This window comes from Crossiella cryophila, from assembly GCF_014204915.1.
Taxonomy (GTDB): Bacteria; Actinomycetota; Actinomycetes; order Mycobacteriales; family Pseudonocardiaceae; genus Crossiella; species Crossiella cryophila.
Window position 1 is genome coordinate 7,788,286 of sequence record NZ_JACHMH010000001.1, and the last position, 22,217, is coordinate 7,810,502.

Below are 22,217 nucleotides of genomic sequence, written 5' to 3' on the forward strand. Positions count from 1 at the left end.
ACGCTCCGGTGATCAGGGTTCCGGTGGATCAGTGCGGGGTGAGGTCGTAGCGGGCGGCGGCGCGCAGCAGGCCGGGGGTCAGCCGGGAGAGCAGCAGTCCGGCATGCGCCTCGGGGGTCACCGGCGCGATCGGCTTGTCCTGGTGCACGGCCAGCAGGATGGCCCGCGCCACCTTCGATGGCGGGTAGTTCCGCCTGCGGTACAACGCGGAGGTGCTGGCGCGGGCCTGTTCCTGCCCTCGGTCGTCGAGGCCGACGAACCGGGTGCTGCGGGTGATGTTGGTGTTGACGATGCCGGGGCAGACCGCGGTGACGCCGATCCGGTGCGGGGCGAGTTCGGCGCGCAGGCACTGGGTCAGGGTGAGCACCGCGGACTTGGTGGTGGCGTAGGCGGGCAGGGTGCGCGAGTGCAGGTAGGCCGCGGCGGAGGCGATGTTGACCAGGTGCCCGCCCTCGCCTCTCTCGACCAGTTGGTCGGCGAAGATGCGGGAGCCGTGGATGACACCCCACAGGTTGACGTCGATGACCCGCTGCCAGTCCTGGGTGCTGGTGTCCAGCAACGCCCCGGCCATGCCGATCCCGGCGTTGTTGATCACCACGTCCGGCACGCCGCGGCCGCGCCGGACCTCCTCGGCGAAGGCGATCATGGCCTTCTCGTCGGCCACGTCCACGGTGTGCGCGCTGGCGCTGATCCCGAACAACTCGGCCAGCTCGGCGGTGCGCGCGGCCGACTCACCGTCCACATCGGACACAACAACGTCGGCGCCGTGTTCGGCGAAGGCCAGTGCGGTCTCCCGGCCGATGCCGCTGCCCGCACCGGTGACCAGCACCAGGTGGTCGGCCCAGCGCTGCTTAGGCCGCAGCGGGCGGGTCCGGCGCAGCGCACGGGTTTCCGGCGCGCCGTCGAGGTGTTCGGCGAACTCGGTGACGCAGCGGGCGATGACCTCCGGTCGGCTGCGCGGCAGCCAGTGCCCGCCGGCGATCCGGCGCACCCGCAGATCACTGACCCAGCGCGCGATGTCGGTCTGCACCGAGGTGCTCACGAAGGGGTCGCGGGTCGGGGCGAGCACCTGCACCGGCACGTCGGTGTGCCGCTGGACCGGCTTGGCGAAGCGCGGCGCCATGTTGGCGCGGTAGAGCTGGAGTCCGTGCACACCGTCGACGGTGGCCGGTGGCGGCAGCGGCACGCCGTCGCCGAGCTTGACCAGGCGGCCCATCACCTTGGGCAGCAGGCCGGTGCGCCAGGCGAGTTCGGGCAGTAGCGGGAGCTGGAAAAAGCCGATGTAGCCGGAGAACACCAGCTGCTGCACCAGTTCCCGCAGCCGTCGCGGGCTGGGCCTGCGGACCCGCTCGCGGATCCAGTGGCCCGCGTGGTCCAGGCAGGGGCCGGAGATCGAGGTGTAGGAACGGAACCTCGACTTCAACTCGGGATCGGTGACGGCGTGCCAGGCCTGGATCGAGCCCCAGTCGTGCGCGAGCAGGTGCACCGGCCGGTCGGGGCTGACCGCGTCGAGCACCGCGGCCAGGTCGGCGGTGAGCCGGTCGAGCAGATAGTCCTTGCGCGCCTTGGGTTTGTCCGAGGCACCCGCGCCGCGCACATCGTAGGTGACCACGTGGAAGCGCTCGGCGAGCCGGATCGCGACGTCGGTCCACACCGAACTGTCGTCGGGGTAGCCGTGTACACACAGGACGGTCGGCGCGGCCGGGTCGCCCCATTCGCGCACGGCGAGCTGGACCCCGTCGCCTTGGACGAACCGTGTCATCGGGTTTCCGCCTTCCCCTGCCAGTGCCGGACGTGCGGGAGGTCGTCGTCGAGCCAGTACGCGTCGGTGTCGGTGACCACCAGGATCTCCTCGAACTTCACGCCCACCCCGCGGAAGCCGATGTGCGGTTCCACCGCCCACAGGCCGGGGGTGGCGGGGTGGTTGGAGATCTCGCCGTTGGCCCACAACGGGGACCGGTGATGCAGGCGCTCGACCAGCAGGTCCCCGAACAGGGTCTGCAGGGAGCGGACGCCGAACCCGGCCACGATGAACTTCGGCAGCCGGGAGTTGACCTTGCCGACCTGGTGCGCGATCACCCGGCCCGGGTAGACGCGGTGCCGGTTGTCGTAGCCCTGCCTGGCGCTCAGCGCGTCGACCGCGCGGTAGATGTCGCGCAGGGTGTCTCCGGCGCGGACCTGCTCCACGATCAGTGCGCGGTAGGCGGCCAGGTCGTCGCGGAGTCGCTCGAAGATCGGGTTGTGGCCGAGGCAGCCGGCGTAGCCGATGTCGGCGACGTAGCCGTCCCGCACCGGGGCGCAGTCCAGGATGAACGGCATGTTCGCGGACAGCCGCCGGTTGCTCGGGAAGAACTGGGTGGGCACCCGGAAACCGCGGAAGGCGGTGCGGTCGCCGAACCAGGCGAACGGGGTGTGGAACCAGTCCTGTACCCCGCGTTCGGTGAGCCACTCACGCAGCCGCCGCGCGGCCTCCCGCTCGGTCACCCCTGGTTCCAGGGTGGCCGCCACGGCCTGGGCGCCCGCGTAGGCGAGTTGTTGCAGCTCCCGGAACCCGGTCAGGTCGGCTGTCTCCAGCACTCCGTTGTGAGACATGATGTCATGTTAGACATTCTGTCAATAGCGCGCGTCTACCGACCGGTCGGTAGACGCGCGGAAACCGGGTCAGAGCGGGGACGGATCGTCCATCAGGCCCAGGTCCGGCGGCACCAGCGTGGTGGAGAGCACCAGCTCGCGCAGCAGGTTGTCGTTGAGCGCGTTGCCCACCGGTTCGCCCACCTCGGCCTTGGTCAGCCCGGCCACTCCCCCGGCGGACAGCCGGGCCCGCACCTCGGTGACCATGTGCTCGACCCGCTTGAGCGTCCAGCCGGCCCTGGGCTGCAGGGTGGCCAGCACCTCGGCGGTGTGCTGGCGGGACATCGGCTGTGGCCGGGCGTCGTGCAGCAGGTAGCGCTGGCCGAGCACGACCAGCATCAGCTTCTCCTCCGGCCGCAGCACCCAGGTGCGCGGCGGCCGGGTCGGCTCACCGTGTTTGGGCGCGGGCCTGCCACCGTCCGCACCGGCCACGTAGACCTCGAGGAGGTGTTCCCGGTTGCGCGCGCCGCGGATGAACAGCGGGGTGTAGCCCTCGGTCAGCGGGACCTCGTCCTCCCCGCCGCACAGCAGCAGCGCACCGGGGAACCGGATCGGCAACCGGCCGGTGTTGCCCACCCACCACTGACCGAATCGCCTGGTCAGCAACCCGTGCCGTCTGCTGACCTGTACGTCGTCCTCGCCGACGCAGACGTCCACGTCCGGCCGGTTGCGACCGAAGCTGACCTGGCGGCCGTCCAGCGGTGACATCCGCACGCCACCGGTGACGGTCAGCGCGTACACCTCGCCCGGCTCGGCGCGCTCGACGCCGTGCGCCAGGCTGCGGTGCTTGCGGGGCAGCAGTGCGCTGCCCGGCTGGGGTGCGGTCATTCCGGCCTCCTCGTCCATGCTCGGACCAGTGTCCAACCGGTCGGTCGGGATCCCTCCCATGTCTGCCCCGCGGCGGGTCAGGGCGAGAGCCGGGCGGCCACCTGCCGGGCGACCGTGGTCGTCGCCTCACAGAGCTGCTCGCCCGGCAGGTCGTCCCGGATCACCACCCGCACCAGTTCGACCATTTGTTTCGCGTTGAGGTCCAGGTAGGGGCGGTGCACGATGGACACGTCGCAGGTCCCCTTGCCGAACCCGTCCGCGTCGACGTAGGCGGTGTGGCCGCTGAGGGTGAGCTTGGTGCCGTCCAGGCCGGCGGGCTGGTTCCGGTCGAAGATCACGGTCAGCTTCCGGCGCACGCGTTCCCAGTCGCATTCCCAGTTGCCGAACCCGGGGTCGGCGGTGCTCGGCCCGCCGACCGCGGCGGTGGCCTCGGCCTCGGTGACCAGCGCGCACGCCTCCAGCCGGATCAACGCCTCCGGGGCGGGGTCGGCCTCGCGCCGCGGGATCTTGCCGCCGCCCAGCACGAGCACCGCGCCGCTGGTGACCGCGTCGGCCATCGCGCAGAGCTGGGCGGGTTTGCCGTCGACGTGTTTGGCGCTGATCAGGACCCGGTTGCCGTCGTTGAGCCGGATGGTCCGGCGGCACTGGCCGTCCTGTTCCGGGGCGCGCTCGATCGGCCCGATCGCGGTGGCGGTGATCGTGGTCGGCGCGTGGTCACCGCGGGTTTCCAGTTCGAGGCGGACATCCGCCTCGTCGCCCTCCTGCTCGCTGAGCTGGACCAGCACGTCGCACCGGTTGAAGTTGCCGTAGTCCGGGTCCAGGGTGGCCTGGCCGAACCGGCTCAGTGCGGCGGGATCGGTGAGTTTGCACGGGTCCGCGGTGCGCTGGTCGCCGGTGATCGAGTCCGGGGTATCGGGCATGGCCTGCCACACCAGCGTCGCCGCGACCAGCACGAGCACCGCCGCGACCGCGCCCAGCACCAGACCTCTGCGCCTGCGCCGCGCCGAGGGCGGGATCCGGATGGTGGCCTCGCTGCCGTTGGCCACCTGGCTCAGCATCGCCTCGGCCTCGGCGGCGCTCGGCCGGTCGCCGGGTCGCTTGCGCAGCAACGCTTCCAGCACCGGGCCGAGCGATCCCGCCTGACGCTGCGGCTCGATCTGGTAGCCGGCCGCGCGGTGCACCTGGCCGTACGGGCTGACCGTGTTCCGGCCCCACGGCGACATGCCCTCCACGGCCGCGAACAGGGTGGCGCCCAAGGAGAAGACGTCCGCGGCGGTGTCGCCAGCCTCGCCCCTGGCGACCTCGGGGGCGAGGAAGCCGGGGGTGCCGTCCAGGCCGCCGCTGCCGGTGCGGGTCTCCTCGGTCCAGCGCGCGATGCCCAGGTCGGTCAGCTTGGCCACGCCCCGCTCGGTGACCAGGACGTTGCCGGGCTTGACATCCCGGTGCACCAGGCCCGCCTCGTGCATGGCGGTCAGCGCGGCGGCGAGTTGCAGGCCGATCCGGGCGACCTGCTCGGGCGGCAGCGGACCGTCGGCCTCGATCAGCTCGTCGAGGTTGCGGGCGTCGAGGTATTCCATGACCAGCCAACGGTCTTCGCCGTCGAGCAGCACGTCGAAGACGGTGATCACGTTGGGGTGGTTGAGCCCGGCGCCCAGCCGGGCCTCCCGCCGGGTCTGGCCGCCCCCGTGCGCGCCGTCGGTGGCGTGTGATCGCTTGAGCGCCACCGTGCGGTCCAGTTCGAGGTCGGTCGCCCGCCAGACGACCCCCATGCCCCCGGCGCCTAACCGCTCCTCCAGTTGGTAACGCTCAGCAATCAACTGGCTACCGCGCATGCGCACAGTGTAGGGAGACCGGGGCTGTTCCCGGCTCCGGGTCACCCGATCCACTCAGCGCGTCTACCGACCGTCCGGTAGGTGCGCGAACGCACCGGTCCGCGCTGGACAGCCGAGGCCGGGAACCTTCCCAGCGCCCGGCTCTAGCGTCCGCCGCATCCGGTGCGGCAAGGCGCCGGATCAGTGCGAGGAGAGGAATCCACATGATCGGAAAGGTGTCGGCGGTCATCGCGGCAGCAGGGGTCGTCGCGGCGCTCACCCCGGCCGCGACCGGGGTCGCCGAACCGGCCAGGTCCCGCCTGGTGATCTCCCAGGGCGGCACCGCGGAACAGCCGCTGGTCGTCGACGGCACCGGCAAGGACGTCAACGGCATCACGGTCAACGCCAGTCACGTGGTGATCCGCGACTTCCGGCTGGTCGATCCGGAGGCGCCGGGGATTCGCGCGCAGGGTGACGACATCACCCTCGAGGACAACACGATCACCAAGCCGCGCAACGGTGATGGCGACGGCATCCGGTTCTTCGGCGCCGGGATCAGGATCCTGCGCAACACGATCTCGGGCACCAGCAACCGGTACGGGCACGCGGACTGCATGCAGACCTACGCCACCAACACCCCGGCCAGTCAGGACGTGCTGATCGAGGGCAACCGGTGCGAGAAGATCGACAACATGTGCCTGATGGCCGAGGGTCCGAACGAGGGCGAGGGCAGCGGGCGCGGGCATTCGCACCACTTCACCATCCGCGGCAACTTCTGCGAGACGCTGAAGGCCTCGCAGACGCTGATGTTCGAGGACATCCAGCACGCCACGATCGAGCAGAACGAGTTCGCCGCCTCGCCGGTGAAGGCGATCGGGCTGGCGATCAAGTCCACCAACGCGACCGTGCGCGGCAACAAGGTCAGCCCCGGCATCCGCTACGAGGTCGGCATCGACGATTCCTCCCGCCCCGGCTACCAGGGCCCCAAGCCCGGCGGCCGTCCCTGATCCACCGGGACCCGGCATGCGGGAAAGTCATCGCCACCAGAGAGAACCGGCCTTGGACGACCCCTCGGTCCGCCCCGGAAGCTGGGTCCGGACCGAGGAGGACATCGATGACGGACTTGGCCCTGCCACTGGCGGGAAAGCTGATCGCGCGGGACCACCAGGGCTGGAGCCCGGAGCTGCGCGCGGAGTTCCAGCGCAACGCGCACAACGGCGCGGTCGGCAGCCGCCTGATCGAGGTGACCAGGTGGACCCGGCTGTGGGAGGTCCGGGTGCAGCCGGGTGCACGCCTGCCAGCGCACCGGCATGTGCTCGACTACTCCTGGACCGCCGTCCACAGTGGACATAGTCGTCAGCACAGCCATGACGGCAGCACCCGCGAGGTGACCTACCGGTCGGGTGACAGCAGGTTCCTGGCGTTCGCCGCCGGCCGGTTCCTGCTGCACGACCTGGAGAACATCGGCGACACCCCGCTGCTGTTCATCACCACCGAGTTCCTGAACAGCCCCAACCAACCCCTGCCGCTGTAGGTCAGCGCAGGCGTCTGCTCACTCCCCTACCGACCGGTCGGGTGGCGCGGGCAGGAACTCGGGCACCACGGCCGCCGCCCGCTCCAGGAGTTCCAGGAACGCCCCGGTCATCGGATCCGGCGCCCGCCGGGTGAACGCAGCGACCGGCCTGCGCACCGCCGGTTCCGGGAAGGCCACGGTCATCGCGTCGGTGGGCACCAGGATGTTGGCAGGCACCAGTGCCACGCCCAGTCCCGCCGCGGCCAGCCGGGGCGCGGCGCTGGTCTGCGCGGTGCGCACGGACACGATCGGGTTAAAACCGGCCGCCGCGCAGGTCTGGTCGACCACCTCGGCCAGCCCGTTCACCGGGTCGAAGTGCACCCACCGCCGCTGCGCGAGGCTCGCCACCGGCACCCGCTCCCGCACCGGAACCGACTCACCGGTCGGTAGGACCAGCACGAACTCCTCGGTGCCGAGTTCGCGCACCGGCCCGTCCCACTCCCGCGGCCGCGGGGAGACGGCGACGTCGGCGAACCCGTCCCGCACCGCCTGCTCCAGGTGATCCCGGTGGGTGAACTCGGTGATCCGCAGTTCGACCTCGGGGTGCTCCTCCCGCCACAGCCGCACCACCGGCAGCAACGCGCCCAGCGTCAGCGACTGCACCACGGCCACGTGCAGCTCGCCGGTCAGCAACCCGGCCGCGCGCCGCCCGATCTCGCGTACCCGGCGCGCCTCGGCCAGCGCGCTGCGGGCCGCGGGCAGCACCGCCCGGCCGACCGCGGTCAGCTCCACCCCGCGCGGCAACCGCTCCAGCAACGGCGCGCCGACCACCCGTTCGAGTTCGCGGACACTGCGCGAGAGGGCGGGCTGGGTCAGCAGCAACACCTCGGCGGCCGCCGTGAACGTGCCACTGTCCACAACCCCGACAAAACACTCCAACTGCCGCACGGTAACCACCCACGAACCCTAGGCCGCGCGGGTCCCCGGCCGCTCAGTGGTGGCGCAGCGCCAGGATCGCGTGCGCGCCGCGTACGAGTTCGACGTGCAGTTCGTCGGCTGGGACATCGGCGAACAGGGCGACGGGATCGGTCACCGCGCCCAGCGCCTGGGCGGCGAGCAGCTTGCGGCGCCAGCCGGTGTTGCCGTCGCTGAGCACGTCCATGGCTCGGTCGATCAGCACCTGGAACAAGTCACGGATCTCGGCGGTCTGCTCACCGTGCACGGAGCCGTCCCGCAACAGCAGGCCCATGGTCTGCCGGTGCGCGATCATGACGCGGGCGAAGCCATTGAGCACGTCGTCCCGGCGCTCTTCGCGTTCCCTCCGCAGGGACGCGAGTTCGAGCACGCGTTCCAGTTCGACAAGCGGATCCCGCACGAGCGTCGACAGGATCGCGGACTTGCCCGCGTGGTAGTGGTACAGCGAGGCCTTGGTGATGCCGACCGCTTGGGCGATCTGCTGCATCGAGGTGCCGCCGTAGGTCTGCTGACTGAACAGGGTCCTGGCCTCCTCCATGATCCGCGTCCAGGTCTTGTCTGGCATTCGATTCCCCTCATTTCCGCTGGTCGAACGACCGTAGCAGCAACCATCCAGCTGGCCGGCAGTCCGCTGCGGGCCGCCTACCGACCGGTTGGTAGACGCACACGACAGCACGGTGACCGGGGTTTGTTGACGGCCGTTTGAGGCGGGACTATGTTCGTATACAGAACTTGTGTGCGCAATGCGAACATAGGAGCGGCGATGGCGGAGATCGTGTCGCTGGCGGACGGGATCGCCGAGCTGGTGCGTGACGGTGATGTGGTCGCGCTGGAGGGGTTCACCCACCTCATCCCGATGGCGGCAGGGCGCGAGATCATCCGGCAGGGCCGGCGGGAGCTGACCCTGGTCCGGATGACCCCCGATCTGGTGTACGACCAGCTGATCGGCGCGGGATGCGCGCGCAAGCTGGTGTTCTCCTGGGGTGGGAATCCCGGGGTCGGTTCGCTGCACCGGTTCCGGGACGCGGTGGAGCACGCCTGGCCACGTGCGTTGGAGCTGGAGGAACACAGCCACGCGGGGATGGCCAACCGGTATGTGGCCGGGGCTTCCGGGTTGCCGTTCGCGGTGTTGCGCGGGTATTCGGGGACCGATCTGGGTGCGGTGACGCCTACCATCCGGTCGGTTGACTGTCCGTTCACCGGGGAGCGGCTGGCGGCGGTGGCCGCGTTGAACCCGGATGTGACCGTGGTGCACGCGCAGCGGGCCGATCGGCGTGGCAATGTGCAGCTCTGGGGCTTGCTCGGGGTGCAGAAAGAGGCGGTGCTGGCGGCTCGGCGGAGTTTGGTGACCGTCGAGGAGGTGGTGGCGGAGTTGTCGCCGGTGCCGGGTGCGGTGGTGTTGCCGTCCTGGGCGGTTGACCGGGTCGCCGTGGTGCCGGGCGGGGCTCATCCCTCCTACGCACAGGGGTATTCCGAGCGGGACAACCAGTGGTACCAGGACTGGGACGCGATCTCCCGTGATCGGGAGCGATTCGGAGAATGGTTGCGGGACAACGTCTTCGCGGACTCCGGGAGCCTGGCGTGAGCGAGTACTCCGCGGACGAGATGATGACGGTGGCCGCGGCCAGGGCATTGCGGGACGGCATTCGCTGCTTCGTGGGGATCGGGCTGCCCTCCACCGCGGCGAACCTGGCCCGGTTGACGCACGCGCCGGAACTGGTGCTGATCTACGAATCGGGGACCCTGGGATCCAAGCCGGATCGGCTGCCCGCCTCGATCGGCGACGGGATCCTGGGCGAGACCGCGGACGCGGTGATCAGCGTGCCCGAGGTGTTCAACTACTGGTTGCAGCCCGGCCGGATCGACGTGGGTTTCCTCGGCGCGGCGCAGTTGGACCGGTTCGCCAACATCAACACGACCGTGGTCGGGGACTACCACCAGCCCAAGGTCCGGCTGCCCGGAGCCGGTGGCGCGCCGGAGATCGCGGCCTCCTGCCGGGAGGTTTTCGTGGTGGTGCGGCAGAATTCGCGGAGCTTCGTGGAGCGGGTGGACTTCGTCACCTCGGTCGGACACGGGTCAGGGGCCGGTGACCGGGAACGGCTGGGCCTGCGCGGCGCCGGACCGACCACGGTGATCACCGACCTTGGCGTGTTGCGGCCGGACGCGGAGACGCGGGAACTCACGTTGACGCAGGTGCATCCGGGGATCTCGGTGCAGCAGGTGCGGGCGGCCACCGGGTGGGAGCTGCGGGTCTCCCCCGAGCTGAGCGAGACGCCGGCGCCGACCGTGGCCGAGTTGACGATGTTGCGGGACCTGAAGGGACGGTCATGACCGAGGTGTTCCTGCTGGACGGGGTGCGGACTCCGTTCGGGCGGCACGGTGGCGCGCTGTCCGGGGTCCGGCCGGATGACCTGGCGGCGGTGGTGTTGCGGGCGTTGACCGAGCGGGTCGGCTTCGACCCGGGCTCGGTGGACGAGGTGGTCTTCGGGGCGGCCAACCAGTCCGGGGAGGACAACCGGAACGTGGCGCGGATGGCCACGTTGCTGGCCGGATGGCCGACCTCGGTGCCGGGTACCACGGTGAACCGGTTGTGCGGGTCCAGTTTGGACGCCGCCATGCACGCCTCGCGGATGATCGCGGTGGGTGACGCCTCGCTGGTGGCGGTGGGCGGGGTGGAGTCGATGAGCCGGGCGCCGTGGGTTTTGCCCAAGCCCGCCAAGGGTTTTCCGGCCGCGGACGCGACCTTGCACTCCACCACGCTGGGCTGGCGGATGGTGAATCCTGCGATGCCACCACAGTGGACGGTGTCGCTGGGCGAGAGCACCGAGATCCTCGCCGATCAGTCCGAAGTGGACAGGGCGAGTCAGGACGAGTTCGCGTTGCGCAGTCACCGGCTGGCCGCCGCGGCCTGGGCGGCGGGGCGGTTCGACGAGCAGATTGTCGCGGTGCCCGGGATCGAGCTGGCTCGGGACGAGAGCATCCGGGCGGATACCACGGCGGCGAAGCTGGCCGGGTTGAAGCCGGTATTCCGTCCACAGGGGACGGTCACGGCCGGGAACTCCTCGCCGTTGAACGACGGTGCCTCCGCACTGCTGCTGGGCGATGCGGACGCGGCGCGCCGACTGGACGTGACGCCGCTGGCCAGGGTCGCCGGACGTGGTGCGGCCGGGGTTGATCCGGACGTGTTCGGGCTGGGACCGGTGCGGGCGGCGGAGATCGCGTTGCGGCGGGCCGGGATCGGCTGGTCGGACCTGACCGCGGTGGAGTTGAACGAGGCATTCGCGGCACAGGCGCTGGCCTGCCTGCGGGCCTGGCCGGAACTGGATCCGGAGATCGTCAACACCGACGGCGGCGCGATCGCGCTGGGGCATCCGCTGGGCGCCTCGGGCGGGCGGTTGCTGACCCAGCTCGCGCACCGCCTCCGGCGGGCGGGCGGCGGCTGGGGACTCGCCACCCTGTGCATCGGGGTCGGGCAGGGCTTGGCCGTGGTGCTGCAGGCGTGAGCGGGAGCGAGATGGACGAGCAGGCGGAGCGGGGCGCGCACCACGTGCAGTCGCTGGCGCGTGGCCTGGCGGTGATCACCGCGTTCGGGCCGGACACCCCGGAGCTAACGCTGAGCGAGGTGGCCAGGGAAACCGGGATGACCAGGGCCGCCGCCCGCCGGTTCCTGCTGACCCTGGTGGACCTGGGTTACGTGCGCACCGACGGCAAGCAGTTCGCGCTGACCGCGCGGGTGCTGGAACTGGGCTACGCCTACCTGTCCAGCCAGTCCCTGCCGGAGGTTGCGCAGCCGCATCTGGAGCGGTTGTCGGCCGAGGTCGGCGAGTCCAGTTCGGTGTCGGTGCTCGACGGCGGGTTCGTGGTGTACGTGGCGCGGGCGGCGGTGACCCGGATCATGACCGTCGGGATCAGTGTGGGCACCCGGTTCCCGGCGTTCGCGACCTCGATGGGACAGGTACTGCTGGCCGAACTGGAGGCCGCGGCGCTGGCGGATGCGTTGGCGGCCAGCGGTTTGGCCCGGCTGACCACCCGGACGATCACCTCGGCGGAGCGGTTGCGCGAACAGTTGCGGGTGGTGCGCGAGCAGGGCTGGGCCGTGGTGGACCAGGAACTGGAGGAGGGCCTGCGGTCGGTGGCCGCGCCGATCCGGGACCGGGCGGGCCGGGTGGTGGCGGCGGCGAACATCGCCACGCACGCCAGCCGATTCTCGGCAGCGGCGCTGGAGTCGGAGTTGTTGCCGCGGTTGCTGTTGGCGTGCAAGGGAATCGAGGGCGATCTGCGCACTCGACGTTGAGCGCCCTACCCGGCCGCGATACGGAAGGTGAAGTCCAGCGACCGCCACGGGCCAGGTCGGCCGTCGGGGGCGGGTCCCTGATGTGCCGGGAAGTCGACGATCAGACCGGTCTTGACCCCGAAAACCGTGTCGGAGTCCAGATACCGGCCGCCCCGGACGAAGAGCTGGGTCACCAGCGTGCGGTAGCCGGGCTTGGCGATCATGAAGTGCACGTGCGGGGCACGGTAGGGGTGGCGGCCGACCGCGGCGAGCAGTTGACCGACCGGACCGTCCTCCGGGATGGGGTACTCGGCGGGCAGGATCGCGGCGAAAGTGAGCTTTCCCAAGGCATTCGTGTGGAATCGAGCGCGGAGCACCGGGCCGTCGAGGTCGGGTAGCTGGACGTCGTAGAAGCCATCCTCGTTGGCCTGCCAGACATCCACCACCGCGTCGGCGACCGGGGCGCCGTCGATGTCGGTGACGGTGATGTCGGCGAACATCGGCGTGCCCGGCAGTCCAGCGGCCAGGTCGGCGCCGTGCGGTGTCTCAGGTGGACCGTCCACATAGAACGGTCCGAGCACCGCGGACGGCGTGGTGTCGGGGGTTCTGGAGTTGGTGAGGATGTCGACCGCGCTGGAGACACCGAGCACGTCGGAGAGCAGCACGAACTCCTGGCGGGTCGGGGTGCTGATCTGGCCGGTGCGGGCCAGGAACTCCACCGCCCGCTGCCACTCCGGCTGGGTGAGGTCGTTGCGGCCGACGTAGCCGTGCAGGGTGCGGACCAGGTCGCCGAGCAGTTCGCGGGTCCGCGGGTCCGGGGTGTTGGCGAAGCTGGCCACGACCTCCTCGGTGAGGGGGTTGAGGTCGGGCGGCCCGGAAGGCGTTGGGGCACAGCCGTTCCAGGCATCGGTCAGCAACGCGGCGAGTCCCTCGGCGGTGACCGGACGCGGATTCGGGTACGGGGCAGCAGTGGCGAGTTCGACCACCCTGGACAGATCACCCCGACCCAAACCCAGTTCCCGCAACGAGATCGGCCCACCCAGCCGGACGATCAGGTCATACAGGCCACGGGGAGCATCGGTGACACCGAGCGCCCTCGCGACCAGGCACATCGCGGCCGGGGCGGCGGAAGCGTTGTACGCCATGGCATGCGGCAACACCACGGTGTGAGTCTCCGCATGCGGAAGACCAAACGAGCCCCCCAAGGTGTGACAGAGCTTGTGATGCAACCCCATGCCAACCGACCCAAGACAGGTCCCCGCCAGCCAAGCTCCCTGCAACGCGTCCGCGCGAGCCTCGACATCGGCCGGGTCGGCGACGATGCGGGGCAGCGCGCGGGCCAGCAGAGTGATCGACTCGACCGCGAGGCGTTCGGTGACCGGGTTGGCCTGCGGGGCGTAGAGCGCCTCCACCGCGTGCGCCATCGCGTTGACCCCACTGGTCACCGACAACGCGACCGGCAACCCAAGGGTCAACTCGACGTCGTAGACCACCGTCTCCGGCAGCACCCCAGGCGAGGCCAACGTACTCTTGCGCCCCTGTTCGGTCTGGCCGAGCACAGCCGTGACCTCGGACCCAGCGTAGGTCGTGGGCAACACCACCTGGGGCAGATCCGTGCGCAGCGCGAGCGCCTTGGCCAGGCCGATGGCCGAGCCGCCACCGACCGCGACCAGGCAGTCGATGCCGTTGGCACGCAGCAGTTCCAGCGCCGCCTCGGTGACCTCGACCGGCGTATGCATCGCGGCCCGGTCAAACCGCGCGACCAGCAGCGGACCAAGCACGTCCGCGGCCCGATCGGTACTCCGCGCGGAGGTACCCAGCAGCAGCGCTCTGGTCCCGCCAAGGGCGCGGACCTCCGCGGGCAACCGGCTCAGCGTGCCGGCGCCGAAGACGATCCGGGCGGGGTTGGCGGTGTACTCGAAGTTGGCGGTGTGCTCGAACTCGGCCATGCGGGCAGTATCCGGCTGATCTCCGGGTTCGGCACTGCACAAATGTGCTGTCCACGCTGCACCGAACACGCGTCACCCGGTCCGGCGAAACGCGACGGGCGTGGCGGGCAGGGCGAGCGTGGCGGGCAGAGCGACCAGCGACGAGCGACCAGCTGCGGGCTGCGGGCTGCGGGCTGCGGGCTGCGGGCTGCGGGCTGCGGGCGCAGTATCCAGATGCGTGCACCTCACCCGGGTGAGGTGCCGCTGGTCGCTGAAGCCGGAGTCGGTGGTGGTCCGGGCGATCGACTCGCCCAGCGCGCCGCGTGCCGTGGGCCACGGGCAGCACCGCCCGGCGGCTCAACCGACCGCCGACCGCCGACCGCCGACCGCCGACGGATGCTCGCTGGTCGCTCGTGCGGCGCAGCAGCGGAGCGGCCCCGCCCAGGCGTTCGCGCAGCGGGTGGCGGCGCAGGGACAGGCCGGGCCCCGGCACCAGGGCGGGCCGGGGCAGGACGCGGGGTCGCTGCGGTGCGGCCGTCGCGGCGGGCTGGGCCGGCGGACGCTGCGGGCGAGTGGGCCGGTGCTGCGGGGCGGCGAGCCGGGCGGCGGTGGGTGCGGTGGTGCAAGGCGGAGGAGCGGTGTGCGGGGCTGGGGCTGGGGCTGGGGGCGATTTGGGCGGCGGTGCGGGTGGCGCGCTTCCGATTGTTCACGCAACGCGGGAAGTGGTGATTTGGTTCCCAGCGTATCCACAGGACTGCCGCAGTACTGACGGTTGTCCACAATGCGCAGGTCAGAGCAGTGCTCTGGGCAGCGAGAGGCTTCTTCAGTGTTCCACAGCAGTGGGCCGCTGGCGCTCAGGCCCTCGGTCTGCCGGACCTCACCTGCCACCTCTCACACCATCTCCTCCGCTAGGTATGCCTGCACCGTATCCAGGGGCTCGCACAGCTCCGGGGCCAGTTCGCGATGTGCGGGTTGCGGGAGCAGGTCCCCAGCCCGGCCTCGGCGGAGCGCGCCCCGGTCCCGCGCCGCACACCCACCGGGCCGGGCCAAGTCGGAGGTGTGGGGTGAGTTGGTGGGCTGCGGGCCGGGGCGGGCTCGGCGCGATCACCCCTCCACCCAGCGGGCGTTCGCGCCGGGTGGAGAGGTGGACGTGGCTCGGGCCGAGCGCGGTGGTGGTTCGCTCGGGCACTGGCCACGGTTGGGCGGGATGCCGTTGGGGTTGGCGACTCTCGGCTCAGGGGGTGGACGTGGGTCAGCGGGTGCGGGCGGGTCAGCGGGTGGAGTAGGAGTGGGCTCCCGTGCCGGCCAGTTTGCCGCCGTCCACGATCAGGTACTCGTCGCGGATCGGGGAACCGTCGAAGAAGTTCTCCAGGATCTCTCTGGTGCCTGCGGCGTAGCGGGTTTGGGCGGACAGGGAGGAGCCGGAGATGTGGGGGGTCATGCCGTGGTGGGGCATGGTTCGCCAGGGGTGGTTGGCGGGGGCGGGTTGGGGGTACCAGACGTCGCCTGCGTAGCCGGCCAGGTGGCCGGACTCCAGGGCCTGGACTACGGCTTCTTGGGTGGCGATTTTGGCTCGGGCGGTGTTGATCAGGTAGGCGCCTCGGGGCATGGTGGAGATGAGGTGGGCGTTGAAGAGGTCTTCGGTTTCCGGGTGCAGGGGGGCGTTGATGGTGACCACGTCGCAGTGGGGGACCATCGTGGCCGCGTCCGGGTGGAAGGTCAGGCCGAGGTCCTGCTCGACTTCAGTGGGCAGGCGATGCCTGTCCGTGTAGTGCAGGTGTACGTCGAAGGGCTTGAGGCGGCGTAGCACCGCGAGGCCGATGCGGCCTGCGGCGACCGTGCCGACGTGCATGCCTTCCAGGTCGTAGGAGCGGGCTACTGCGTCGGCGATGTGCCAGCCGCCCTCGTTGACGATCCGGTGCGCGGGCAGGTAGTTGCGGACCAGGCCGAGGATCATCATCACCACGTGTTCGGCGACGCTGATGCTGTTGCAGTAGGTGACCTCGGCGACGGTCACGCCTGCCTCGATGGCGGCGGCCAGGTCCACGTGGTCCGAGCCGATGCCCGCGGTGACCGCGAGCTTGAGGTTGCGGGCCTTGGCGATCCGTTCCGGGGTGAGGTAGGCGGGCCAGAACGGCTGCGAGATCACCACGTCGGCGTCCACCAGCTCGCGCTCGAACACCGACTCGGGGCCGTCCTTGTCCGAGGTCACCACCAGGGTGTGGCCGCGGCTCTCCAGGAAACGGCGCAGGCCCAGTTCGCCGGAGACGCTGCCGAGCAGGGCTCCTGGGGTGAAGTCGATGGCCTGGGGGGTGGGCAGGGTCTGGCCGCCGGGGTAGCCGTCGAGGTGTGGCAGGCCGTCCCTGGCGTAACCGGTCGGGTAGCCGTCCACCGGGTCGTCGTAGAGCACGCACAGCACCTTCGCCATCTCGCCGTCTCCTCGCACTGGGGTGGTTTTCCCTTGCCTCCCACAGCGTTCTGCCCGGCAACGGCGCTGGTCAAAGCGTTCTTCCCTGTTGATCGATAGGTGCGGGCTATGACAGGTGGCCGCGTGCCACCCGGTCCAGTTCGGCGCGTACGTCGATCGAGCGGGCCACCTCGGCCAGCGCCGCGGCCATCGGCGCCTCCGGATCGCGGTCCGCGGTGACCAGGCCGACCCTCGGGGTCTGCGCGGTGCCGTGCAGCCGCAGGACCCGCATCCCGGCGGGCACGCCGAACATGTGCAGCCAGGCGTGCGAGATGACCGAGTACCAGGTCCGGGTGGCCACATGGGCGTACAGCGCGGCCACCGAGTCGGTCTCCACCGCCGGGGCCACGGTCGCGCCCGCCGCGGCGAACAGCTCGTCCAGGATCCGCCGGTTGCGCATCTCCGGGGACAGCAGGCACAGCGGCACAGCGGCGGCCTCGGCCCAGCTCGCCGAACCCTGACGGGCAAGATCGCTGTCGCTCGGCGCGAGCAAGAGATAGCGTTCCTCGTATACGGGGAGTCGCCGGACCCGGCCCAGCTGCTCACCGTCCAAATAGGTCAGTCCGGCGTCCAGTTCGAACTCGGCGAGGCCGTGTGCGATGTCCCGGGAGGACAGTGCGCGCAGGACCACCTTGGCGTGCGGATGTCGTTGGCAGAACGGGGCTGTGAGCAACGAGACCGCGGTGAGCGCGGTGGGGATGGCGCCGATCCTGACTGTCCCGGTGAGGCCCTCGCGCATGGCGGAGAGGTCGTCCTGGAGGGCGTCCCGCTCGGCCAGGATGCGGTGCGCCCACAGCAGAACCCGCTCACCCTCCGCAGTCAGGCCGGCGAATTTGCGGCCGCGGTCGACCAGTGGCGCGCCCAGTTCCTTCTCCAGCGAACGGATCGCCGCGGACAGCGAGGGCTGCGAGACGTGGCAGGCCGCGGCGGCCCGGCCGAAGTGCCGCTCCCGCGCGAGCGCGACCAGATACTCCAGTTGACGCAACAGCACGCCTCAGCATGGTCCAGCCCGGCGGTCGTGGTCCAGCCCCGCGCAACCGATTCCACATTGTCGCGCAACCGATTCCACGTGGGGTTTTCACGGTTCTGAACGCGTCCACAATGGACAATCAGTGAATTGAGTCCGACCCGGATGGACGATTTCCCGGAAATGCGGGAACCCCTAGCATCGCCGGGGTGCTGCGGCGGCGAACCCCACACGTAATTCCCATTCCAGCGACCCGGCAGGTTGTGACCACCAGGTTTTCCCTGCGTACCACCGCTTTCGCGCTATCCGGCGCACTGGCCCTGAGCAGCTGCGCCTCCCCGGTCGCCGGTGGTGGCGACACCCCCGGCACCAGCGGCGCGACCACCTCGGTCAGCCTCGGGGTGGTCCCCGTCATCGACGTGGCACCCATCTACCTAGGCAAAGAAAAGGGTTTCTTCAGCAAACGGGGTATCGACCTGCGTTTGGAGACCGGCCAAGGCGGCGCGGCCATCCTGCCCGGGGTGATGAGCAGTCAGCTCACCTTCGGTTTCAGCAACATGACCTCACTGCTCGTGGCCAGGGACAAGGGTCTCGACGTCAAGGTGGTGGCCAATGGCACCTCCTCGACCGGGAAGTCCGGCGGGGATTTCGGCGCCGTGGTGGTCCGCGGCGACTCCCCGGTGCAGACCGCCAAGGACCTGGCAGGCCGCAGTGTCGCGGTGAACACCCTGAAGAACATCGGCGACACCACGGTGCGTGCCTCGGTGCGCAAGGCCGGTGGTGATCCGGCGGCGGTGAAATTCACCGAGCTGGCCTTCCCGGACATGCCCGCGGCATTGGCCAAGGGCAATGTGGACGCGGCCTGGGTGGTGGAACCCTTCCTCACCATGGCCAAGAACCAGGGCGCCAGGGTGGTGGCCTGGAACTTCGTGGACACCGCGCCGAAACTGACCGTGGCGGCCTATTTCACCTCGGCCAAGGTGCGCACCGAGCAACCCGATCTGGTGCGCCGGTTCACCGAGGCGGCCAAGGAATCCGCCACCTACGCCACCGCGCACCCCGATGAGGCGCGGCAGGCGATCACCGGTTACACGAAGATCACCAAGGAGCAGGTCGCGGCGCTGACCCTGCCGGACTGGCCTGCCGAGGTGAACCGCGAGTCGGTGGCCGTGCTGGCCGATCTCGCCCCGCAGGACGGACTGGTCTCCGGCAAGCCCGACCTGACCGCACTGCTGCCATGATCCTCACCTCCCCGGTGCGCGGCGCCGGCACCTCGGCCACCACCCTCGGCGCGCTCGGCGTGGCGGGGCTGGCGGTCGTGCTGGAACTGGCGCCGCGCCTGGGGCTGGTGTCCACTGTGTACCTGCCACCGCTGACCGCGATGCTCGGCGCGCTCGCCGCCGAGGCGGCCAGTCCGGTGTTCTGGTTCTCCCTCTACGAAACCCTGCGCGGGTGGGCCATCGGCCTGCTGCTGGCGGTGGGCGGCGGGATCCTGCTCGGCGTGCCGATCGGGCTGCTGCCCGTGGTGCGCAAGGCCACCGCCTCCACCATCGAGTTCCTGCGGCCGATCCCCTCGGTCGCGCTGGTTCCCTTGGCAGTGCTGCTCTTCGGCACCGATCTGCGCTCGACCCTGCTGCTGGTGGTGTACGCGGCCTTCTGGCAGGTGCTGGTGCAGGTGATCGCCGGGGTGCGCGATGTGGACCCGGTCGCGATGGACACCGCCACGGTGTACCGGCTCGGGTTGTGTGCCAGGGTGCGCCGGGTGGTCTGGCCCAGTGCGCTGCCCTACGTGCTCACCGGGGTGCGACTGGGCGCCAGTGTCGCGCTGGTGCTCGCGGTCACCGGCGAGCTGGTCATCGGCAGTCCCGGACTGGGCAGGCAGATCGCGCTGGCCCAGTCCAGCGGCGCCATCGCCACGCTGTACGCGCTGGTGCTGGTGACCGGTCTGGTCGGCATGCTGCTCAACCTGGTTTTCCGGGCGGTGGAACGGCGTGTGCTGGCCTGGCATCCGGCTGTGCGAGGTGACTCGGTCCGGTGACCGCCAGACTGCTCCGACGCCTCGCCTACGCGGTGGGGCTGCCGGGAGTCCTCTTCGGCCTGTGGTGGTTGTCCTCTTCGGACAGTCAGAACATCTACCTCCCCCCGTTGTCCCGGATCCTGGCCACCTTCGGCGAGGTGTGGTTCTCCGAGCGGCTGATCGACGACGTGCTGCCCAGTCTCGGCCGCCTCGCCACCGGATTCGCGCTGGCCGCGGTGCTCGGCGTCGGTCTGGGTGTCCTCATCGGACTCAACCGGACCGTGCGGCTGGCCACCGAACCGGTGCTGGAGTTCTTCCGGGCCATCCCACCGCCGGTGCTGGTGCCGATCCTGATGCTGTTCGCGGGCATCGAGGACACCATGAAGATCACCGTGATCGCGGCGGGCGCGGTGTGGCCGGTGCTGCTCAACACGGTGGAGGGGGTGCGCGGCATCGACGAGGTGCTGCGGGACACCGCCCGGTTGTACCGGCTGCGCGGGTTCACCGTGCTGTGGCACCTGGTGCTGCGCTCGGCCAGTCCGCGGATCTTCACCGGGTTGCGGCAGGCGTTGTCCATCGCGGTGATCCTGATGGTGGTCAGCGAGATGTTCGCCGCCACCAACGGTCTCGGCTTCACGATCATCTCCTTCCAGCGCGGTTTCGCGATCCCGGAGATGTGGAGCGGCATCATCCTGCTCGGACTGCTCGGCGTCGCGCTGTCCCTGCTGTTCCGCGTGGCCGAACGCCGCGCGCTGTCCTGGTACCTCGGCCTCCGGCGCGCCCAGCGGGACGACGGATGAGCCGGGACGTCACGGAGGCGAGGCAAGGCATGCTCACGGTGCGGGAGCTGCACAAGGTCTACCCCGGGGAGAACCGGACGGTGGAGGCGGTCCGCGAAGTCAGCCTGGAGGTCGCGGACGGCGAACTCGTCTGCCTGGTCGGCCCCTCCGGCTGCGGCAAGACGACCCTGCTCAAATGCCTCTCCGGCCTGCTGCCGCCGACAGGTGGAAGCATCGCGGTGAACGGGAAACCGGTCACCGGGCCGCCGGTGGAACTGGCCATGGTGTTCCAGGAGTACGGGCGCAGCCTGTTCCCCTGGCTGACCGTGTGGGAGAACGTGCAACTGCCGTTGCGGCAGAAGAAGATGGCCAAGACCGAACGGGAACGCCTCGGCAGGCTGGCACTCTCGGCGGTCGACCTGGCCGGGGACCACGACGCCTACCCGTGGCAGCTCTCCGGCGGCATGCAGCAGCGGGTGGCGATCGCGCGCGCGGTGGCCTACCAGCCGAGGGTGCTGCTGATGGACGAGCCCTTCGCCGCGGTGGACGCGCAGACCAGGGCCGATCTGGAGGACCTGATCCGCCGGGTGTGGCGGGACCTGGGCGTCACGATCCTGTTCGTCACCCACGACATCGACGAGGCGGTCTACCTGGGTGAGCGGGTGATCGTGCTCTCCAGCGCGCCGACGGTGGTGCAGCAGGAGATCCCGATCGACCTGCCAGCCGAGCGCGATCAGTTGCACACCAGGGCGTTGCCGCGCTTCGCCGAACTGCGGGCGGAAGTGTACGAGCAGATCCAGAAAGCCAAAGCGTCCGCGACCCGTTGAGGAAAGGGGGGAATAGCTCGTGCGCACCAGGGTTGGCATCGTCGGCGCCGGACCGGCCGGACTGCTCCTGTCCCACCTGTTGCACCGCAACGGGATCGACTCGGTTGTGCTGGAAACCCGCAGCCGCTCCTACATCGAGAAGCGGGTCCGCGCCGGGGTCCTGGAGGCCCCGACCGTGGAACTGTTGCGCGAGGCCGGGGTGGCCGATCGCCTCGACCGGGAAAGCCTGACCCACCACGGGATCCTGCTGCGCTTCGACGGGGTGGAGCACCGGATCGACTTCGCCGACCTGGTCGGCAAGGCGGTCACCGTGTACGGACAGCAGGAACTGGTCAAGGACCTGGTCGCCACCAGGGTGCGCGACGGCGGCGACCTGCGCTTCGAGGTGCGGGATGTGAGCCTGCACGACCTGACCACCGACTCGCCGTGGATCGGCTACACCGACCGGCACGGCAGGCCGCAGGTGCTCGACTGCGAGGTCATCGCCGGCTGCGACGGCTTCCACGGCGTCACCCGGCAGGCCGCGCCCACGCTGACCGCGCTGGAACACCGCTACCCCTTCGCCTGGCTGGGCATCCTGGCCCGCACGCCCCCGACCCGCGCCGAGGTGGTCTACGCCGCGCACGACCGGGGTTTCGCACTGGCCAGCATGCGCACCCCCGAGATCAGCAGGCTCTACCTCCAGGTGTCCACAGAGGACACTCCGGCGGACTGGCCAGCCGAGCGGATCTGGACCGAGCTGAGCGCCCGGCTGGGCGAGGAGATCCGGCCCGGCGAGATCCTGGAGACCATCAACACCGACCTGCGGGCCTTCGTCGCCGAACCCATGCGGCACGGGCGGTTGTTCCTGGCCGGGGATGCCGCGCACATCGTGCCGCCCACCGGCGCCAAGGGCCTCAACCTGGCCATCGCCGACGTCGCGCTGCTGGCCGATGCCTTCACCGCGTTGCTGGCCGAGAACGACGAGCGCCCCGCCGAGTCCTATTCGGACACCGCGCTGCGCCGGGTCTGGCGGGCGCAGCGGTTCTCCTCGCTGATGACCGACATGCTGCACCGCTCCCCCGGCGAGGACAGGTTCCAGCGCTACCTCCAGCTCTCCCAGCTGCACCACACCGTCAGCTCGACCGCCGCGGCGACCAGTCTCGCCGAGGACTATGTCGGACCGCCCTTCGCCCGCACGATCGCCGTGCCGAGTTAGGAA

Annotated in this window: 20 protein-coding genes; 11 read left to right on the forward strand and 9 right to left on the reverse strand. The window is 70.4% G+C overall.

The window, feature by feature from the left end; all coding sequences use genetic code 11:
* Positions 1–28 precede the first annotated feature (28 nt).
* From HNR67_RS33350 to HNR67_RS33365, 4 genes are all read right to left on the reverse strand, one after another.
* Complete coding sequence (locus HNR67_RS33350) at positions 29–1,762, reverse strand: SDR family oxidoreductase (protein WP_185006372.1); 1,734 nt, start codon at positions 1,760–1,762, stop codon at positions 29–31.
* A complete protein-coding gene (locus HNR67_RS33355) occupies positions 1,759–2,592 on the reverse strand; it encodes a M24 family metallopeptidase (RefSeq protein ID WP_185006374.1) in 834 nt (277 codons plus the stop codon). Before HNR67_RS33355 ends, HNR67_RS33350 begins: the two co-directional genes overlap by 4 nt.
* Positions 2,593–2,661: 69 nt before the next feature.
* A complete protein-coding gene (locus tag HNR67_RS33360; protein ID WP_185006376.1) occupies positions 2,662–3,459 on the reverse strand; it encodes an FHA domain-containing protein in 798 nt (265 codons plus the stop codon).
* A gap of 77 nt (positions 3,460–3,536) precedes the next feature.
* On the reverse strand, positions 3,537–5,291 hold the full coding sequence (locus HNR67_RS33365) for a serine/threonine-protein kinase (protein ID WP_281403264.1): 1,755 nt from the start codon (positions 5,289–5,291) through the stop codon (positions 3,537–3,539).
* Between the two features lie 203 nt (positions 5,292–5,494).
* Between HNR67_RS33365 and HNR67_RS33370 the strand changes: the two genes are divergently transcribed.
* Positions 5,495–6,277, forward strand: a complete 783-nt coding sequence (locus HNR67_RS33370; protein WP_185006381.1) for a right-handed parallel beta-helix repeat-containing protein — start codon at positions 5,495–5,497, stop codon at positions 6,275–6,277.
* Positions 6,278–6,384: 107 nt separating this feature from the next.
* A complete protein-coding gene (locus HNR67_RS33375; RefSeq protein ID WP_185006383.1) occupies positions 6,385–6,804 on the forward strand; it encodes a cupin domain-containing protein in 420 nt (139 codons plus the stop codon).
* A gap of 18 nt (positions 6,805–6,822) precedes the next feature.
* Here HNR67_RS33375 and HNR67_RS33380 read toward each other — a convergent pair whose 3' ends face one another.
* Positions 6,823–7,740, reverse strand: a complete 918-nt coding sequence (locus HNR67_RS33380; protein WP_185006385.1) for a LysR family transcriptional regulator — start codon at positions 7,738–7,740, stop codon at positions 6,823–6,825.
* A 34-nt stretch (positions 7,741–7,774) separates the two neighbouring features.
* Positions 7,775–8,323, reverse strand: coding sequence for a TetR/AcrR family transcriptional regulator (locus HNR67_RS33385; RefSeq protein WP_185006388.1), 549 nt, complete (start codon positions 8,321–8,323; stop codon positions 7,775–7,777).
* 198 nt (positions 8,324–8,521) lie between these two features.
* Here HNR67_RS33385 and HNR67_RS33390 point away from each other — a divergent pair, with 198 nt between their 5' ends.
* Genes HNR67_RS33390 through HNR67_RS33405 form a run of 4 tightly spaced genes read left to right on the forward strand, consistent with a single transcriptional unit; the run spans position 8,522 to position 12,052 of the window.
* Positions 8,522–9,343 carry a CoA transferase subunit A gene (locus HNR67_RS33390; protein ID WP_185006390.1) on the forward strand — a complete coding sequence of 274 codons (822 nt, stop codon included), beginning with the start codon at positions 8,522–8,524 and terminating at the stop codon, positions 9,341–9,343.
* 20 nt (positions 9,344–9,363) lie between these two features.
* Positions 9,364–10,089, forward strand: a complete 726-nt coding sequence (locus HNR67_RS33395; protein ID WP_246493771.1) for a CoA-transferase subunit beta — start codon at positions 9,364–9,366, stop codon at positions 10,087–10,089.
* Entirely contained in the window at positions 10,086–11,261 is a 1,176-nt protein-coding gene (locus HNR67_RS33400) for a thiolase family protein (protein ID WP_185006393.1), read from the forward strand. The genes HNR67_RS33395 and HNR67_RS33400 overlap by 4 nt, the downstream gene beginning before the upstream one ends.
* An 11-nt stretch (positions 11,262–11,272) precedes the next feature.
* Positions 11,273–12,052, forward strand: a complete 780-nt coding sequence (locus tag HNR67_RS33405; protein WP_185011399.1) for an IclR family transcriptional regulator domain-containing protein — start codon at positions 11,273–11,275, stop codon at positions 12,050–12,052.
* Between the two features lie 5 nt (positions 12,053–12,057).
* On the opposite strand, the gene HNR67_RS33410 is transcribed toward HNR67_RS33405, so the two are convergent.
* The 3 genes from HNR67_RS33410 to HNR67_RS33420 all read right to left on the reverse strand — a co-directional run bounded on the left by HNR67_RS33410 (position 12,058) and on the right by HNR67_RS33420 (position 17,417).
* A complete protein-coding gene (locus HNR67_RS33410) occupies positions 12,058–13,980 on the reverse strand; it encodes a maleylacetate reductase and hydroxyquinol 1,2-dioxygenase domain-containing protein (protein WP_185006396.1) in 1,923 nt (640 codons plus the stop codon).
* A 1,249-nt stretch (positions 13,981–15,229) separates the two neighbouring features.
* Positions 15,230–16,387, reverse strand: a complete 1,158-nt coding sequence (locus tag HNR67_RS33415) for an NAD-dependent formate dehydrogenase (RefSeq protein ID WP_185006398.1) — start codon at positions 16,385–16,387, stop codon at positions 15,230–15,232.
* A 106-nt stretch (positions 16,388–16,493) separates the two neighbouring features.
* Complete coding sequence (locus HNR67_RS33420) at positions 16,494–17,417, reverse strand: LysR family transcriptional regulator (protein ID WP_185006400.1); 924 nt, start codon at positions 17,415–17,417, stop codon at positions 16,494–16,496.
* Between the two features lie 239 nt (positions 17,418–17,656).
* Here HNR67_RS33420 and HNR67_RS33425 point away from each other — a divergent pair, with 239 nt between their 5' ends.
* From HNR67_RS33425 to HNR67_RS33445, 5 genes are read left to right on the forward strand one after another with little or no spacing between them, the layout of a single operon-like run.
* Positions 17,657–18,634 (forward strand): ABC transporter substrate-binding protein, encoded by a 978-nt coding sequence (locus HNR67_RS33425; protein ID WP_312988591.1) that lies wholly within the window; start codon positions 17,657–17,659, stop codon positions 18,632–18,634.
* Positions 18,631–19,431, forward strand: a complete 801-nt coding sequence (locus HNR67_RS33430) for an ABC transporter permease (protein ID WP_185006402.1) — start codon at positions 18,631–18,633, stop codon at positions 19,429–19,431. The genes HNR67_RS33425 and HNR67_RS33430 overlap by 4 nt, the downstream gene beginning before the upstream one ends.
* Positions 19,428–20,210 carry an ABC transporter permease gene (locus HNR67_RS33435; RefSeq protein WP_185006404.1) on the forward strand — a complete coding sequence of 261 codons (783 nt, stop codon included), beginning with the start codon at positions 19,428–19,430 and terminating at the stop codon, positions 20,208–20,210. Before HNR67_RS33430 ends, HNR67_RS33435 begins: the two co-directional genes overlap by 4 nt.
* Before the next feature lie 29 nt (positions 20,211–20,239).
* Positions 20,240–21,016 carry an ABC transporter ATP-binding protein gene (locus HNR67_RS33440; RefSeq protein WP_185006406.1) on the forward strand — a complete coding sequence of 259 codons (777 nt, stop codon included), beginning with the start codon at positions 20,240–20,242 and terminating at the stop codon, positions 21,014–21,016.
* A gap of 19 nt (positions 21,017–21,035) precedes the next feature.
* Positions 21,036–22,214, forward strand: a complete 1,179-nt coding sequence (locus HNR67_RS33445; RefSeq protein ID WP_185006408.1) for a 4-hydroxybenzoate 3-monooxygenase — start codon at positions 21,036–21,038, stop codon at positions 22,212–22,214.
* Positions 22,215–22,217: the final 3 nt, after the last annotated feature.

What these genes read in the sequence shown, in the direction of transcription:
- HNR67_RS33410 (WP_185006396.1), bottom strand. Translation starts at nt 13,980, where the DNA reads ATGGCCGAGTTCGAGCACACCGCCAACTTCGAGTACACCGCCAACCCC.
- HNR67_RS33385 (WP_185006388.1), bottom strand. Translation starts at nt 8,323, where the DNA reads ATGCCAGACAAGACCTGGACGCGGATCATGGAGGAGGCCAGGACCCTG.
- HNR67_RS33350 (WP_185006372.1), bottom strand. Translation starts at nt 1,762, where the DNA reads ATGACACGGTTCGTCCAAGGCGACGGGGTCCAGCTCGCCGTGCGCGAA.
- HNR67_RS33415 (WP_185006398.1), bottom strand. Translation starts at nt 16,387, where the DNA reads ATGGCGAAGGTGCTGTGCGTGCTCTACGACGACCCGGTGGACGGCTAC.
- HNR67_RS33355 (WP_185006374.1), bottom strand. Translation starts at nt 2,592, where the DNA reads ATGTCTCACAACGGAGTGCTGGAGACAGCCGACCTGACCGGGTTCCGG.
- HNR67_RS33430 (WP_185006402.1), top strand. Translation starts at nt 18,631, where the DNA reads ATGATCCTCACCTCCCCGGTGCGCGGCGCCGGCACCTCGGCCACCACC.
- HNR67_RS33405 (WP_185011399.1), top strand. Translation starts at nt 11,273, where the DNA reads ATGGACGAGCAGGCGGAGCGGGGCGCGCACCACGTGCAGTCGCTGGCG.
- HNR67_RS33400 (WP_185006393.1), top strand. Translation starts at nt 10,086, where the DNA reads ATGACCGAGGTGTTCCTGCTGGACGGGGTGCGGACTCCGTTCGGGCGG.
- HNR67_RS33390 (WP_185006390.1), top strand. Translation starts at nt 8,522, where the DNA reads ATGGCGGAGATCGTGTCGCTGGCGGACGGGATCGCCGAGCTGGTGCGT.
- HNR67_RS33370 (WP_185006381.1), top strand. Translation starts at nt 5,495, where the DNA reads ATGATCGGAAAGGTGTCGGCGGTCATCGCGGCAGCAGGGGTCGTCGCG.
- HNR67_RS33360 (WP_185006376.1), bottom strand. Translation starts at nt 3,459, where the DNA reads ATGACCGCACCCCAGCCGGGCAGCGCACTGCTGCCCCGCAAGCACCGC.
- HNR67_RS33395 (WP_246493771.1), top strand. Translation starts at nt 9,364, where the DNA reads ATGATGACGGTGGCCGCGGCCAGGGCATTGCGGGACGGCATTCGCTGC.
- HNR67_RS33365 (WP_281403264.1), bottom strand. Translation starts at nt 5,291, where the DNA reads ATGCGCGGTAGCCAGTTGATTGCTGAGCGTTACCAACTGGAGGAGCGG.
- HNR67_RS33375 (WP_185006383.1), top strand. Translation starts at nt 6,385, where the DNA reads ATGACGGACTTGGCCCTGCCACTGGCGGGAAAGCTGATCGCGCGGGAC.
- HNR67_RS33440 (WP_185006406.1), top strand. Translation starts at nt 20,240, where the DNA reads ATGCTCACGGTGCGGGAGCTGCACAAGGTCTACCCCGGGGAGAACCGG.